Here is a 16,574-nt window from a genome sequence, read left to right as displayed (position 1 = left end):
TTTAACGGAAAACGGCGGAATTTATTCCGCCGTTTTTTATTGTATGCAGATTGAATAATTCAATAGGAACGGGCTTTAGCCCGTTTAAAAAAATAGGAATAAATTCCACCGGCTTTAGCCAAAATCTATAATAAAAGCCACTGAAAGTTACTTCCAGTGGCCTTATTTCTATATTGTTCTTCTCAATTAATTGAAACCTTCAATAATCTTAGAGAAATCCTCTAATTTCAAAGCTGCACCTCCAATCAGACCTCCGTCAATATCCGGCTGAGAGAAGATTTCTTTCGCATTATCCGGCTTCACAGAACCTCCGTAAAGGATAGAAACCTCATCAGCTACTTCCTGACCATATTTAGCAGCAATAATGCTTCTGATGTGTGCATGAATTTCCTGAGCCTGTTCAGGTGTTGCCGTTTCTCCTGTTCCGATAGCCCAAACCGGTTCGTAAGCAATTACTACCTTTTTGATCTCTTCAGCAGAAAGGGTGAAAAGAGCTACTTCTGTTTGATTTTTAACCACTTCAAGGTGCTGTCCTGCCTTTCTTTGCTCTAGAGTTTCTCCGTTACAATAGATTGGTGTAAGACCTTTATCTAAAGCTAATTTTACTTTTCTGTTACAGTGAGAATCTGTTTCTCCGTGGTATTGTCTTCTTTCAGAGTGCCCGATTAATGAACCTGTTGCATCGATAGACTCTAACATATCAGCAGAGATTTCTCCTGTGTAGGCACCGCTTTCGTGCTCGCTCATATCCTGAGAGAATACCCCGATCTCATCCTTTTCAAAGATGTCTTTAGCCATCATTAAGTATAAAGATGGGGGAGCGATCCAAACCTCACAGTTGGTTGCATTGTTGTTTTTATAGCTTAGTAACTGAATCATTAATTGTTGTGCATCAATTACATTTTTGTTCATTTTCCAGTTGCCTGCAACTATTTTTCTTCTCATAAGATTTATATTGATTTATTTTACTTTTTAATTAATCTCACATTTTAAATCTGCGTTATCTGCAAAATCTGCGAGAGCCTTATTTATTAATTCCTTCCAATTTAAACATAAAAGCATATACCAAAGCGAGATCCTTCAGATAATCAAATCTTCCGGAAGCTCCACCATGACCATACGCCATGTCTGTTTTTAATAATAAAACGTTTTTATCCGTTTTCATATCTCTCAGTTTGGCTACCCATTTTGCTGGTTCAAAATACTGAACCTGAGAATCATGTAGCCCTGTTGTTACCAATAGATTTGGATAGTTTTTCTTTTCGATATTTTCATACGGAGAATAAGATTTCATATAAAGATAAGCCTCCTTATTGTTAGGGTTACCCCATTCATCATATTCATTAGTTGTCAAAGGAATACTTGTATCAAGCATGGTATTCACAACATCAACGAAAGGCACCTGTGAAATCACACCATTCCAAAGAGTAGGGCTCATATTAGCTATAGCTCCCATTAACAGACCTCCTGCGCTTCCTCCCTGTGCATATAAATGTTTAGGAGACGTATATTTTTCTTTCACCAGATATTCTCCGGAGTCAATGAAATCGGTAAATGTATTTTTCTTTTTCATCATTTTCCCGTCTTCATACCATTGTCTTCCCATTTCCTGACCGCCACGGATATGAGCAATAGCATAGGTAAAACCTCTGTCCAGAAGGCTCAGCCTCGTGCTGCTGAATGTAGCATCCATAGAGCTGCCGTAAGAACCGTAAGCATACAGCAATAACGGACTGTTTCCATCTTTTTTAAGTCCTTTTTTGTACACTATGGAAATAGGAATTTGAGTTCCGTCTTTGGCTGTAGCAAAAAGCCTTTCTGTGATATAGTTTTCTTTATTATAACCTCCTAAAACTTCCTGTTGCTTCAGAAGGGATCTTTTTCCTGTTTTTAAATCCTGTTCAAACTGGGAACTTGGTGTAATCATGGAAGTATATCCGAAACGGAAATTATCTGTATTATACTCAGGATTCCCTGATGGATAGACAGTGTAAGCGGCTTCATCAAATTTCAGGAAATCTTTTTTACCTGTTTTTCTGTCATAGATGACCAATTGAGAAAGTCCGTTTTGTCTTTCACTGAATATCAGATAATTCTTAAATTCAGTAATTCCTTCCATCAGAACATCTTTTCTGTGTGGAACAAAATCTTTCCAGTTCTCAACACCTGTTTTATGTAAAGGAGTTTCTACAACTTTAAAGTTAAGAGCATCCTTATTGGTGGTAATTAAAAATTTATCTTCCAGTGGAGTGACATCATACAGGACATCTTTTATTCTAGGCTGAAAAACTTTAAAAGTTCCGTTAGGGTCGTTAGCGTCAAGATATCTGGTTTCGGACGAAGTGGTAGCCTGAGAAGAGATCATAATGAATTTCTCATTCTTAGATTTTCCTACACCAATATAGTTGGTTTTATCCTTTTCCTCATATACAAGGGCATCCTTGGAAGAATCAGTTCCCAGAGTATGTCTGAAAATCTTTTCTGTTAAAAGCGTTTCAGGGTTTTTGGAAGTATAAAATATGGTTTTGTTATCATTCGCCCATGTGGCAGATCCTGTTGTGTTTTTAATACCAAGATCAATGGTTTTTCCTGTTGACAGATCTTTTAAGAATAACTTGTACTGTCTTCGGGATACATCATCTACACCATAAATCATTTTCGTATTATCCGGACTGATACTGAAGCCTGAAGCAGAATAATAAGAATGACCTTCAGCCTGCTTATCTACATCCAGAAGAATTTCTTCAGGAGCGGTAAGGTTGCCTTTTTTTCTACAGTATTTAAAATATTGTTTCCCTGCTTCTGTACGGGTGTAATAATAATATCCGTTCTTAAAAACCGGAACAGACTCATCTTTCTCTTTGATTCTGGCTTTCATTTCCTGGAAAAGCTTTTCTCTGAAAGGTTCTGTATCTTTCATCATGCCTTCCCAATAGGTGTTTTCAGCCTTTAAATAATCAACAACTTTGGTAGAATCTTTTCCTTTTTTGAAATAATCGATCATCCAGTAATAAGGATCATTAACCTTATCACCGTGGATTTCTCTGATGTGTTCCTGCTTTTCAGCAACAGGAGCTTTCAGATCCGGAAATTTCTGAGATTGAAATGTAGATGCACTCATTACTAATAGTCCTAGATAAATTTTTTTCATGGTTTTTTATTTTGAGGAGGAATTATAATCCCCATAGGTTTTTTAGCAGAACGTAGAACGTGTGTTCTTCTTCAGTTACTTTGTTATCTGCTTTAATCAGAGATTTGGCAAACTGAGCAAATTTTACACGCTCATCTTCTGTAGAGTCATCAAGGAAACATCTACCGTGAAATTCAAAATGATCTTTCCATTCTTCAGGCTGCAAAAGAGCTAATGTATCAAGTTCATTGTCAAGATTCATTCTGAATGGAAATTCATCAGCCAGATATTGCTGTACCAACATTCCTTCCTCAGGAGCAAATTCTCCGTCAACAGAAGAAAGAATCATTAATAAGTGGTAACCGGCGATTGATTTATTTGATTTTTGCATGTTTTAATATTTTTTTACTAGATAGTCTAAGTTATTTTCTTCTAAAATTGTATCGAGATATTTTCCCCTGCTGCTTGATTTTCTTTGATAAGGAGCAAATTTTTGAGCTACTTCGTTAAACTCTTCACTCAGTTTCATCACTTCTTCTGATTCATCATCGGTAAGTTTTTTACCAGATAACTGAGTGTTGAAATGAATCAGTTTTTTAACGGCAATTTCCTTTTTTACAATTTCTTCTTCAGTGGAATGTAAGGTACAAATCCCATATATACCGTTGCAATAGGCTGCCCACTCACTTTCAAATATTTCATTCAGTTTTTCCTGTTCCGGAAAAGAGGTGTTGAACATCCCATCATAAGCAAAGTTTTTATGAGGATGGTTCATCAGATGCCGGATGAAATTTTCTTTAAACTCTTCCTTGTATTGATGAGTATCTCTTAATTCTTTATTCTTTTCAATTAATGAAATACAGTTTTTACTGAAATACTTCTCTGTAATCTCATTTTCAAATTCATCATTAAGAGGAGACGTTATTCTAATAGTTCGGGAAATCGTATATGAGTGCTGTGGAACTAATTGATTTTGAATAAGTACAGCCAATTCATCCTTGCTGATATTTGTTATATTACATAACTCAGCTTCTGTAATATAATTTTCATTAATATAATTGAAATTTTGTTCCATTAGCGTTGAAATAATTAATTGATATAGTCTTTTGCAGGCTGCTTGTCTACAATTTTTCCGTTTTGAAGAATCAGTACAAAAGGATTACTTCTTGCAATAGTTTTAATGGCAGTACCATCCATCATTGTATTTTTAATGGTTTTAAAAGTTTTCTGATCTGTTGAAACCCCATAAATAACAGCTCCTTTCTGAGCATTTACTTTAGCTTCTACCTTCTGAAGAAGCTCAGCAGAGACCTCTTTCGGATGGTAAGAAAATACAAGAATAGCTTTTGGTGCTTTGATGATCTCATCTGTAAGTTCCATTCCTGTAGGATCTTCAATTTTGAATTTTACGATCTCAGATTTATATCCTTCTTTTATAAGTACAGATTCATTTTTTCCTTCTTCAATCTTCCATGGAGAACCTTCTGCCCAGTATTTTGTTTCTTTAATGTAATCATCCTGGTTTACTTTTAAAATTTCACCTGTTTTTTGATTTTTCAGGGAATAAAAAGTCTTATATTCAGAAGGGTTTTTATTGATTTTTTCTTTCTCACCTTTAATATCTGTTCCTACTTTGTAATCACGGAAATCGATGATTGGTTCATGCATAATTCCTTGAGCCATAATATAGATCATTCCCAAAGAAAAAACTGTAAAGAGAATGTATTTGAACTTACCTGTAGATTCTTTTCTGGTGCTGCCATACTCATCTGTTTTACGGAAATCTTTTTTGTACAGAACAAACAGAAGAATAAGCCCAATAAGAAGAGCTACATCTTTAAAGAAACTCTGCCAAGGCGTAAATTTAATAGCATCTCCAAAGCATCCACAATCTGTAACTACATTAAAATAAGCAGAATAGAAGGTTAGGAAGCCAAAAAACACACAAAGTGCAATTAAAGCTGATAAGGTAAATTTAAGCTTCATTTTCAGCAGCAGCATAAATCCTAAGAAAAGCTCCAGCACAACAACGATAATTGAAAACAGCAGAGCAAATTTTTCAAAAAACGGCATATTGAAGACAGCAGGTGAAAAATATTCCTCCATTTTAAAGGAGAAACCTACTAGATCCACAGCTTTTACAAAGCCGGAAAGGATGAAAATAACCGCAATAATAAAGCGTAATAAACCTTTGATCATATTAAATAGTTTTGGGTTCGGATTGGTTTTTTTGTTCTGAGAATTTAATCAGGCAGAAAACAGCATAATTCAGCATATCGAAATAGTTGGCATCAAGGCCTTCAGATACGATGGTTTTTCCCTGGTTGTCTTCAATCTGTTTAGTTCTTAATACTTTCTGATAAATCAAATCTGTAATCGAAGAGATTCTCATATCTCTCCATGCTTCACCATAATCGTGATTTTTTCTCTCCATTAAAGCCTGCGCTTCCTTGGAATATTTGTCATACAGATTTAAAATTTCTTCCTTATTTTCATTAAAATCATTGGAAAGTCCTTTTTCAAGCTGAATAAGTCCAATGATAGAGTAGTTCACAATTGCGATAAATTCATCTTCTTCACTTTCATCCACCATTTTCACATCAGTCATTTGCAATGTACGGATTCTGTTAACTTTAATATAAATCTGATCCGTAATGGAACTTGGTCTTAAAACCCTCCACGCAGGTCCGTAATCCTGTAACTTTTTACTGAAAAGATCACGACACTGACTGATAATTTTCTCGAACTGTACTGATGTTTTTGACATAAATTTTCTTAATCTTCCAAATATACGAATTCGGTTTTGTTTATGAACCATGAGTTTTATCGTTTGGAATTCGGGATTCGAGGTACATGGTGTGGAGTGTGGGAATCTGTCATCCTGTATTTAATATTCGTCTCTTGAGTACAATTTTATAGCCTTTTTTTACATTCAATTCACGATTAGTTGCTAATTTTGCAGTATATAAAATTACTCATTACCCATCATTCATTACTTATAAACCTCATGCTCTCAAACCTTCAAACCTATTCGATCAACTGTAATGGCAGACTGATACAACTGGATACTCCAAAGATCATGGGAATCCTCAATCTTACCCCGGATTCATTCTCTGATGGTGGAAAGTTTAATGATGAAAAACTGGCACTGGAACATGCTGAAAAGTTATTAAAAGATGGAGCGGAAATTCTTGATATCGGACCACAATCTACCCGTCCCAATTCTGAATTCCTGAGCAGTGAAGAGGAAATTAAAAGGATTGGAAATGTGATTTCTAACATCAAAAAAGAGTTTCCGGAAGCATTGATTTCTTTGGATACTTTCTATGCGGAAACCGTAAGATTTGGATTCAGTGAAGGGATAGATATGATTAATGATATTTCGGGAGGTCAGTATGACGAAAAAATGTTTGATACAGCGGCAGAAACTAAGCTTCCTTACATTTTGATGCATATCAATCCATCCTATGAAACCATGCATGATAAAATTAAGTTTGAAGATATAACATTAGAGGTCAACAGGTATTTTTCTGAAAAGACAAATGAGCTGTTGCAAAAAGGAGTTAAAGATATCATTTTGGACCCCGGTTTTGGCTTTGGAAAAACGGTGGAAGATCAGATGAAAATGATTAATGAGGTTGAATATCTTGGTTTTGGAAAATTTCCTTTACTAATCGGGATTTCAAGAAAGTCATTTATCTATAAACCTCTTGGAAAATCTCCACTTGATATCAATGAAGAAACACAGAAATTACACCTTAAAGTTTTGGAGCAGGGAGCTAAAATTTTAAGAGTTCATGATGTGGCTGAAGCAAAGGAAACACTCAATCAATTTTTACAAAAAAAATAAAAAGTGCTAAAAAAACTTGTGAGTTTTTAAAAAGTTTATACATTTGCAGTATGAATTTTACGAATCAGAAAAATATTATTGTCATTTCTATTGCAGCTGTTGTCATTTACAACAGTCAGGAAGCGGCATTTTAAAATAGATTTTTATTTAAATTATATATAAGCCGTTTCATTTTGAAGCGGCTTTTTTTGTTTTAATTTTTTAGAGTACAATTATGTATCAGTTATTCGCAGTCATTATTATCGTCATTATTATTCCCTTACGTGTGTGAGACGGAAGATGTATGATTGTACATATATTGAGCCCTCTCACACTGTGAGAGGGCTTTTTTATTCCCAATTTTTTAAATTTTAACCCATTATAACATGTATTACAACAACGACACGGTCATCTATTTTGATGGAAACTTCATGAAAGCCAAAGACGCAGGAACCAATCTTTATGGCCAATCTCTTCATTACGGATATTCAGTTTTTGAAGGAATTAAATCTTACAAAACTACCCATGGAACCAGAATTTTTAAAGCAAAAGAACATTATGAAAGATTAAAAAGATCCGCAGAATTGATGCACATTCCTTTCGATTATTCTGCAGATCAGCTTACAGAACTTACTTATGAACTGCTGGAACTGAATGGCTTTACAGATGCTTATATCCGTCCTTTGGTAACCTGTTCTCCCAATATGTCTCTCTCAAAAGGCAAAGAGTCCTACCTGTCTCTCCTGACTTGGGAATGGAGCAACGGTTATCTGGCAGATAAAATGAAAATCATGACTTCTCCTTTCCAACGTCCTAATCCGAAAGCATTCAAAGTGGAGGCAAAAGTAGGCGGACATTATGTAAACTCCATTTTAGCTTGTCAGGATGCCAAAGATAAAGGATATGATGAAGCTCTGGTACTGGATGAAAATGGAAATGTTGCAGAAAGCTCGGGAGCCAATGTTTTTTATGAAAAAGACGGAACATTATTCACCCCGGCAAAAGGAAGCATTCTTCCTGGAATTACCCGACAGACCGTCTTTGAAATATGCGATGAACTGAATATTCCCGTTAAAGAAACCTTTTTCAAACCTGAAGAAATGAGAGGAGCAGATGCTGCATTTTTCTGTGGTACAGCCGCTGAAATCGTTGCCCTGGATTCTTTGGATGATGTTCCTTTCACCAAACAATGGGAAGACACCGCAAGTGAAAAGGTACAACAGGCTTATTCAAAATTAGTGAGAGTTCTGTCATTGTAAATTTTTAAAATATAAAATATTGATTATTAGTTAATTGTAATTAATTTTTAAACGATTGGATATTGTAGTTTCAGAAAAAGCAGGAATTAAAAAAATATTACAAGCTGTAGTTTTGAACCAAAATTAAAGAAAAAAGAATCACTTAAACAGACTGGAAGATCAGCAAATGCAGGAAAATATGTTAAATAAATATTCAAAAACATTCACACAAAACAGTGAGCAGCCAGCGGCAAAAGCCATGTTATACGGAATTGGCTTTACAGAAGAAGATATGCACAAAGCACAGATCGGGATTGCAAGTATGGGATACGATGGAAATACCTGTAACATGCACCTCAACGATCTGGCCAGAGTCGTCAAAAAAGGAACATGGGATCATGGACTGGCAGGGTTGATCTTTAACACCATTGGAGTAAGCGACGGAATGAGCAACGGAACAGATGGGATGCGCTATTCACTGGTAAGCCGGGATGTGATTGCTGACAGTATTGAAGCGATTTGTGGAGCCCAGTATTATGACGGACTTATCGCTTTACCAGGCTGTGACAAGAATATGCCGGGAACAATCATCGCGATGGGAAGACTGAACAGACCTTCACTGATGGTTTACGGCGGAACTATTGCTCCAGGCTGTTACAAAGGTGAAACTTTGAATATTGTTTCTGCATTTGAGGCTTTAGGAAAAAAGATTGCAGGAGAAATCTCAGAAGAGGATTTTGATGGAGTGGTTAAAAATTCCTGTCCCGGTGCAGGTGCCTGTGGCGGAATGTATACAGCGAATACGATGGCATCTGCCATAGAAGCATTGGGAATGAGCCTTCCGTATTCGTCATCCAATCCGGCCTTAAGCAAAGAAAAACAAAATGAATGTCTGGAAGCAGGAAAATATCTGAAGATCCTTTTGGAAAAAGATATCAAACCTTCAGATATCATGACCCGTAAAGCTTTTGAAAATGCACTCCGTCTGATTGTTGTGTTAGGAGGCAGTACCAATGCGGTTCTTCATTTTATTGCAATGGCCAAAAGTGTAGGAGTATCTATTACTCAGGATGATTTTCAAACCATGAGCGATTGTACACCTATGTTAGCAGATCTTAAGCCTAGTGGAAAATATCTGATGCAGGACCTGTATGAGCATGGAGGAATACCTGCAGTAATGAAGTACCTGTTAGAAGAAGGACTGTTGCACGGTGACTGCTTAACCGTTACCGGAAAAACATTAGCTGAAAATCTGGAACATGTACAAGGATTAGATTTTAATACTCAGAAGATTATAAGACCATTATCAAACCCTGTTAAACCAACCGGACATTTGAGAATTTTATATGGAAACCTTGCCGAAAAGGGAAGTGTTGCTAAAATAACAGGTAAGGAAGGAGAACGGTTCGTAGGAAAAGCCCGTGTATTTGATGGCGAGAAGAACCTCATCAAAGGAATTGAAGACGGAACGGTACAACATGGAGATGTCATTGTAATTCGTAACGAAGGTCCGAAAGGCGCTCCCGGAATGCCGGAAATGCTGAAGCCAACAAGTGCTTTGATTGGTGCAGGACTGGGAAGCAGTGTTGCTCTAATTACAGATGGAAGATTCAGTGGTGGCACTCACGGCTTTGTTGTAGGACACATCACTCCTGAAGCTCATGAAGGTGGATTAATCGCTTTTGTAGAAGATAATGACCTGATTGAAATTGATGCTGTAAACAATACCATACAGCTCAAAGTTTCAGAAGAAGAAATTGAAAAAAGAAAGCAAGGCTGGCAAAAACCTGCTTTAAAAGTGAAAAAAGGATTGCTTTACAAATATGCATTAACCGTATCATCCGCCGCTGAAGGCTGTGTAACGGATGAAATTTAAAATCAGATACTATGAAGAATTTAAATCAATCAACAGCTACAGAACTGAGCGGAAGCCGGATTATTCTTGAAGCCTTTCTTCAGGAAGGGGTGAAAACAGTTTTTGGGTATCCTGGTGGTGCTATCATTCCCATTTACGATGCGCTTTATGATTACAAAGATCAACTGGAACATATTCTTGTTCGTCATGAACAGGCAGCGGTACATGCAGCACAGGGATTAGCCAGAGTTTCCGGGAAAGTAGGCGTAGTGATGGCAACAAGTGGCCCGGGTGCAACCAATCTGGTGACAGGTTTAGCGGATGCTTTATTAGACAATACTCCGTTGGTATGCATCACGGGACAGGTATTTGAACATCTTTTAGGAACAGATGCCTTCCAGGAAATAGATGTTATGAATGTCACAAGTCCTGTTACCAAATGGAATTATCAGGTGACAGATGCTAATGAGCTTCCTGAAGTGCTAGCTAAAGCATTTTATATCGCAAAATCTGGACGCCCAGGACCAGTGCTTATTGATGTGACGAAAAATGCCCAGTTGCAGAAAGTTGCATACAATGGATATTTTCCATGTCATTCTTTAAGAAGTTATAAACCAGATCCTACACCGTCACTGGAACATATTGAACAGGCAGCAGAACTTATTAATAAAGCAGAGCGTCCTTTTATCATTGCCGGACAGGGGATTATGCTTGGAAAAGCAGAGCAGGAGTTTTTAGAATTCGCAGAAAAATCAGGAGTTCCGGTAGCATGGACAGCTTTGGGAATGGGAGTTCTACCTACAGACCATCCACATGCAGTAGGAATGGTAGGGATGCATGGAAATTATGGACCCAATATTCTTACCAATCAATGTGATGTGCTGATTGCCGTGGGAATGCGCTTTGATGACCGTGTGACCGGAAGGCTGGATCAGTATGCTAAACAGGCTAAGATTATTCATTTTGACATTGATCCATCAGAAATCAATAAAAATGTAAAGGCAGATGTTCCGGTTCTTGGAAACTGTAAAGAGACTTTACCGATTCTTACCACATTGATTCAAAAAAGAAAACATTCGGAATGGCATCAAAGGTTTAAAGACTGTCTGGAAGTAGAAAGCATCAACCTCATTAACGAAGAACTGTATCCCAATGAAGAAGAAATGACCATGGGAGAAGTGATCAGATGTCTTAATGAAATGACTAAAGGAGAAGCGGTGATTGTAACAGATGTAGGACAGCATCAGATGATCACGTGCAGATATTCCAACTTCCAACATTCCCGAACTAATGTTACAAGTGGTGGATTGGGAACAATGGGATTCTGCCTTCCTGCAGCAATAGGAGCGGTTTACGGAGAACGCAATCTTCCTGTTATTGCAGTAATGGGAGATGGAGGAGCACAAATGAATATCCAGGAGTTGGGAACGATCATGCAGTATCACCCAGAAGTTAAAATTTTAATTCTGAACAACAGCTATCTGGGAATGGTAAGACAGTGGCAGGAACTTTTTCATGAAGAACGGTATTCTTCCGTAGACATTCAGAGCCCAGATTTTGTTCAGGTGGCAAACGGATATCATATTCCGGGAAGAAAAGTTGCTCAGAGAGAAGATTTGAAAGAAGGGTTAGAGGAAATGCTTAGTCATAAAGGTGCCTTTCTGCTGGAGGTGATGACAGGGAAAAAACACAATGTATTTCCGATGATTCCCCAGGGAAAAAGTGTTTCAGAAATTGTATTGAATCATAAATAATAAAATCAACAGAAATGAGAACAGAAAATAAAGAATACACCATAACAGCCTATACAGAGGATTGTTTGGGGCTTATGAGCAGAATCAATGCTATTTTTTCAAGACGGAGGATTTCTATCACCCATTTTAATATGGGACCGTCTGAAACTGAGAATGTAAAAAAGTTTGTGATTACCATCAGAGAAACAGAAGAATCTGTTCAGAAGATCACCAGACAAATGGAAAAACAAATAGATGTCTTGGAGGTTCATTATCATAAAAATCCATACCTCACAGCAATAGAATATGCTAGCTAAACATAAAATTAAAATAAACAACAAAATAAAATTATAGAAAATGGCAAAATTAAATTTCGGAGGAGTAGAAGAAAACGTAGTAACAAGAGAAGAGTTTCCGCTAAATAAAGCTCAGGAAGTATTAAAAGATGAAGTAGTAGCCGTAATTGGTTATGGAGTACAGGGACCAGGACAGGCCTTGAACCAGAAAGATAACGGAGTTAATGTGATCGTAGGACAGAGAAAGAATTCTAAATCCTGGGATAAGGCAGTAGCAGACGGTTTTATACCGGGTGAAACCTTATTCGAAATTGAAGAAGCTTTGGAAAAAGGAACCATCATCTGTTACCTTTTGAGTGATGCTGCACAGATTGAATACTGGCCAAAAGTTAAGCAACATCTTACTCCCGGAAAAGCTCTGTATTTCTCTCATGGTTTCGGAATTACCTTTAATGAGCGTACAGGAATTGTTCCTCCGGCTGATGTAGATGTGTTTTTGGTAGCTCCAAAAGGATCGGGTACTTCATTAAGAAGAATGTTCCTTCAGGATCGAGGATTAAATAGCAGCTTTGCCGTTTACCAGGATGCTACAGGAAAAGCAAGAGACAGAGTAACAGCCCTTGGAATTGCCATAGGAAGCGGATATTTATTTGAAACCGACTTTAAAAAAGAAGTATACAGTGACCTTGCCGGAGAAAGAGGAACCTTGATGGGAGCCGTACAGGGAATATTTGCTGCACAATATGATGTATTAAGAAAAAATGGGCATAGTCCGTCAGAGGCTTTTAATGAAACCGTTGAAGAACTTACCCAGTCACTGATGCCATTGGTAGCAGAAAATGGAATGGACTGGATGTATGCGAATTGCAGTACAACAGCACAAAGGGGAGCTTTAGACTGGTGGAAGCGTTTCAGAGATGCCACTTCTCCTTTATTTGAGGAATTGTATGATAATGTTGCTGCAGGAAATGAAGCACAAAGGTCTATCGACAGCAACAGTAAACCCGATTACAGAGAAAAGCTGGAGGTTGAATTAACTGAATTAAGAGAAAGCGAAATGTGGCAAGCAGGAAAAACGGTACGAAGCCTGAGACCTGAGAATAATTAATAAAAAAGAACAATGAGGACGGGAGAAACCTATTTATCCGTGTTGGATAATGTCTATAAAGCAGCAGAAAGACTTAAAAATGTGTGTGTCAGAACGCCATTGGCTGTTAACAATAATTTATCAGGAATTTATAATACTCAGGTACATTTTAAAAGAGAAGACTTGCAAAGGGTAAGATCTTATAAAATTCGTGGGGCTTATAACAAAATGTCAACCATGACAAGAGAGGATATTTCCAGAGGAATTGTTTGTGCCAGCGCTGGTAATCACGCTCAGGGAGTTGCTTTTGCATGCAATACCATGGAAGTTAAAGGAACTATTTTTATGCCTTTACCCACACCTGGACAAAAACTGGAACAGGTTAGGATGTTTGGTGGAGACTATATTGATATTGTTTTGCATGGAGACACTTTTGATGAAGCAAAAGATGCTGCGATGAGGTTCTGTAATGAAAATAACGGAACATTCATTCACCCGTTTGATGATCCTGCGATCATTGAAGGACAGGCAACAACAGCATTGGAGATTCTTGAACAGTCGGAAGAATCTATTGATTATCTTTTTGTACCCATCGGTGGTGGTGGATTAGCAGCAGGTGTTTGCTCCGTCTTTAAAGAATTATCTCCTCAAACCAAAATCATTGGTGTAGAACCTTCAGCGGCAGCAAGCATGAAAAAGGCTCTGGAAAATGGCAAACCCGTGCATCTTGAAAAGATCAGTCGCTTTGTAGATGGTGCTGCTGTACAGCAGGTAGGAAATCTTACGTTTGAGTTATGTAAAAATACTTTGTACGATGTAGTTACAGTAGAAGAAGGACTTGTCTGTGAAACCATTCTTTCCTTATATAATAAAGATGCTATTGTGGTAGAACCAGCAGGTGCTCTTTCTGTAGCTGCTTTAGAAAAGTATAAAGATCAGATAGAAGGGAAAAATGTAGTTTGTATTATCAGTGGAAGCAATAATGATATTACCCGAATGGAAGAGATCAAAGAAAAAGCTTTACTGTATGCCAATTTAAAACACTATTTTCTGGTCAGGTTTCCACAGCGGCCAGGAGCATTGAAAACCTTTGTAATGGATGTGTTGGGACCGAATGATGATATTACTTTTTTTGAATATACTCAGAAAAATTCAAAAGAAAAAGGAATTGCAGTAGTAGGAATTGCCCTGAAACAAAAAGAAGATTTCACTCCTTTGATGGACAAGATGAAAAAGCAGGATTTTTTGTCAACTACCTCAATAATGATCCTTCTTTGATGAATCTGCTGATTTAGTTTGAAAATACATCCACATTTTATTAGCCACTAATGCACGAATAAAATAATGGCTGTAATTAATCTATGTATTTATGTGGTTAAAAAAATAACCATATAAGTGCATAAAATTTTGTAGCTAAAAAAGCTTAAAACCATTTTATTAACTGGGAATTATTAGCCTTCTAGCTTCCTGTTTGTCATTCCGGAGGAATCTATACTATTATATATGACAATATCGAAGTTGAGATTCCTACGGAACGACAAAAACACTATGTTGATGTTTATATAAGAAGAGAATGATAGTACTCAACTAAAAATATTCGTGCATTCGTGGCATTACTAAAAGAAAACTCCGGCTCACATTCGTGAGCCGGAGTTTTCTTTTATCTTTCAAGCGTAAAATTCGAAATTACTTTCGGACGTTCAGCTTCATTGGCTACTTTCCATGATGTTCTGTACATCCATTCTGTCATTTTATACAGCTTTTTATAGTTGATATTTTCAGATTCATCCTGTGGAGTGTGATACTGGTCATGCAGTACGCTCGTAAAAAACACTGCCGGAATACCCACTTTAGCATAAGGAAGGTGATCGCTTCTGAAATAAAAATATTCAGCATGATTCGGAGAATCCCAATCTTTTAAATATTTGAATTTTGTACTTTCATTATTGGCATCTTCAGCCATCTTTACAAGCTCTTCAGAGTTTTTGTGCGGAGCATTTCCACCCAATAAAGCGGCTTCATTATTATCGTTTCTTCCGATCATATCACCGTTCAGTACCGCTACAATATTTTCTTTGGGAACTACAGGATGAGCAGCATGCCATCTTGAACCCAATAATCCTCTTTCTTCAGCACCATGGAAAACAAACAGAATACTTCTTTTTCCAGGCTGTTTTTTGTAAGCCCTTGCCATAGCCAGCATTGCAACGCAGGTACTTGCATTGTCATCAGCACCGTTGTAGATGGTATCGTTCTTTACAGGATGTCTGATTCCGTCATGATCCTGATGTCCGCTTAATAAGACATATTCTTTTTTAAGAACAGGGTCCGTACCTTCAATTTCCCCGATGATGTTTACGGAAGGGTATTTGTAGGTCTCAGTCATCAGGTTAAGAGCTACTTTAGGATTGTTTTTTACCCAGTTGGCATTCTCTCTTTTAATCCAGATAACAGGAATATTATTCGTGATCTTTTCTCTTAATCCTTCTACACCATAAGTACCTCTGGTCATTTGAGGAAGTACTTCTACCCAGCTTTTGTCTGAAATATCATCAGTGATAAAGATGATAGCTTTTGCACCCAGTTCGGTAGCTTTGTTATAGTATTTTGTTCTTACAAATCCGGGATATCTTCTTACAAAAAGAGTCATTTCCTTGTCAATATTCTTGTCAGAAGCATTTATAGCCAGTACTTTTCCTTTAAGATTCAGTTTGGCAAGATCCTCAGGCTCTGTATTTCCGGCATATACAATTTCTGCATCTACAGAAGCATTTACAGGTTCTGCTACAAGGAAATCTTTCCATAGTTTTAATTGAGTATCTCCAATTTTCAGACTGCTTTGTGGAGTAGTCTGATGTCTGTACATATCAAAAAACTGGAAAAAAGTACCATTATCGCCTGCAGGTTTCATTCCTGCCTCTTTAGCCTTATCTGCCAGCCACATGGATACTTTTAACTCATCTAAAGTTCCTGCTTCACGGCCCCAGAACTGATCTGCTGCCAATTCATACATATCTTTTCTGAGATCAGTTTCTTTAATGGCTGATACCAGTGGCTTTTTATAGCTCTGAGCATTTCCGATACTGAATAAAAAAAGACCCAGTAAGGAAAAAATATAATTCTTATTCATTGGCTTTTAATTTAAGCTGCCAAGTTTCTCAGCAAACTGTTTGGAAAACTCTTTTCTGTCTTCTTCCAATTTTTCAGCATTGGTTGGTAAAATATAGTTGAAAAGGATTTTATCTTCGTTATCTAAAAATATGATTTCTTTTTCATTTCCATCAATCATCTGTGAGAAAATAGCCCACATGGAAGTATCTTTTAATTTTAATAATTCAAAAAAGGCTTCGGCTTTTATTTCTATTCTTTGCATATTTTTATAGGTATAATGTATGTTTTGAGTAAT

Annotated in this window: 14 protein-coding genes and 1 pseudogene; 7 read left to right on the top strand and 8 right to left on the bottom strand. The window is 37.1% G+C overall.

The features are described 5' to 3' along the window. Positions 1–186: 186 nt before the first annotated feature. The 6 genes from tpiA to BOQ64_RS04740 all read right to left on the bottom strand — a co-directional run bounded on the left by tpiA (position 187) and on the right by BOQ64_RS04740 (position 5,897). Positions 187–945: a triose-phosphate isomerase gene (gene tpiA / locus BOQ64_RS04765; RefSeq protein WP_076552808.1), complete on the bottom strand. Its 759-nt coding sequence runs from the start codon at positions 943–945 to the stop codon at positions 187–189. A gap of 79 nt (positions 946–1,024) precedes the next feature. Next, entirely contained in the window at positions 1,025–3,151 is a 2,127-nt protein-coding gene (locus BOQ64_RS04760) for a S9 family peptidase (protein ID WP_129058207.1), read from the bottom strand. Positions 3,152–3,173: 22 nt separating this feature from the next. Then, the gene (locus BOQ64_RS04755; protein WP_089732841.1) at positions 3,174–3,521 is read right to left on the bottom strand and encodes a hypothetical protein; all 348 of its coding nucleotides are present in this window, start codon (positions 3,519–3,521) and stop codon (positions 3,174–3,176) included. 3 nt (positions 3,522–3,524) lie between these two features. After that, positions 3,525–4,205, bottom strand: a complete 681-nt coding sequence (locus tag BOQ64_RS04750; protein WP_129058208.1) for a DUF6058 family natural product biosynthesis protein — start codon at positions 4,203–4,205, stop codon at positions 3,525–3,527. 14 nt (positions 4,206–4,219) lie between these two features. Further along, complete coding sequence (locus tag BOQ64_RS04745) at positions 4,220–5,329, bottom strand: BT_3928 family protein (protein WP_129058209.1); 1,110 nt, start codon at positions 5,327–5,329, stop codon at positions 4,220–4,222. Between the two features lies 1 nt (position 5,330). Then, positions 5,331–5,897 (bottom strand): DUF1599 domain-containing protein, encoded by a 567-nt coding sequence (locus BOQ64_RS04740; protein ID WP_129058210.1) that lies wholly within the window; start codon positions 5,895–5,897, stop codon positions 5,331–5,333. A gap of 240 nt (positions 5,898–6,137) precedes the next feature. Here BOQ64_RS04740 and folP point away from each other — a divergent pair, with 240 nt between their 5' ends. The 7 genes and pseudogenes from folP to ilvA all read left to right on the top strand — a co-directional run bounded on the left by folP (position 6,138) and on the right by ilvA (position 14,463). Beyond that, entirely contained in the window at positions 6,138–6,980 is an 843-nt protein-coding gene (gene folP, locus BOQ64_RS04735; RefSeq protein WP_129058211.1) for a dihydropteroate synthase, read from the top strand. A 365-nt stretch (positions 6,981–7,345) separates the two neighbouring features. Beyond that, entirely contained in the window at positions 7,346–8,218 is an 873-nt protein-coding gene (gene ilvE / locus BOQ64_RS04730) for a branched-chain-amino-acid transaminase (protein WP_129058212.1), read from the top strand. Between the two features lie 178 nt (positions 8,219–8,396). Then, the gene (gene ilvD / locus BOQ64_RS04725; protein ID WP_185147059.1) at positions 8,397–10,073 is read left to right on the top strand and encodes a dihydroxy-acid dehydratase; all 1,677 of its coding nucleotides are present in this window, start codon (positions 8,397–8,399) and stop codon (positions 10,071–10,073) included. A gap of 11 nt (positions 10,074–10,084) precedes the next feature. Beyond that, positions 10,085–11,806, top strand: a complete 1,722-nt coding sequence (ilvB, locus tag BOQ64_RS04720; protein WP_129058214.1) for a biosynthetic-type acetolactate synthase large subunit — start codon at positions 10,085–10,087, stop codon at positions 11,804–11,806. A gap of 14 nt (positions 11,807–11,820) precedes the next feature. After that, on the top strand, positions 11,821–12,102 hold the full coding sequence (locus tag BOQ64_RS04715; RefSeq protein ID WP_129058215.1) for an ACT domain-containing protein: 282 nt from the start codon (positions 11,821–11,823) through the stop codon (positions 12,100–12,102). Positions 12,103–12,142: 40 nt separating this feature from the next. Further along, entirely contained in the window at positions 12,143–13,189 is a 1,047-nt protein-coding gene (ilvC, locus tag BOQ64_RS04710; protein ID WP_129058216.1) for a ketol-acid reductoisomerase, read from the top strand. 12 nt (positions 13,190–13,201) lie between these two features. Beyond that, positions 13,202–14,463, top strand: a pseudogene (gene ilvA / locus BOQ64_RS04705) (threonine ammonia-lyase IlvA). 365 nt (positions 14,464–14,828) lie between these two features. Here the strand turns inward: ilvA and BOQ64_RS04700 are convergent. Together BOQ64_RS04700 and BOQ64_RS04695 are read right to left on the bottom strand one after the other, a co-directional pair. Next, positions 14,829–16,298 carry a M20/M25/M40 family metallo-hydrolase gene (locus BOQ64_RS04700; RefSeq protein WP_129058217.1) on the bottom strand — a complete coding sequence of 490 codons (1,470 nt, stop codon included), beginning with the start codon at positions 16,296–16,298 and terminating at the stop codon, positions 14,829–14,831. Positions 16,299–16,304: 6 nt separating this feature from the next. After that, on the bottom strand, positions 16,305–16,541 hold the full coding sequence (locus BOQ64_RS04695; RefSeq protein WP_129058218.1) for a hypothetical protein: 237 nt from the start codon (positions 16,539–16,541) through the stop codon (positions 16,305–16,307). Positions 16,542–16,574: the final 33 nt, after the last annotated feature.

Origin of the sequence: Chryseobacterium sp. CH25, assembly GCF_004119455.1 — a bacterium.
In the GTDB taxonomy this organism is placed as follows: Bacteria; Bacteroidota; Bacteroidia; order Flavobacteriales; family Weeksellaceae; genus Chryseobacterium.
Note: the sequence above shows the minus strand (reverse complement) of the source record. Positions and strands in the feature narration are given on the sequence as shown.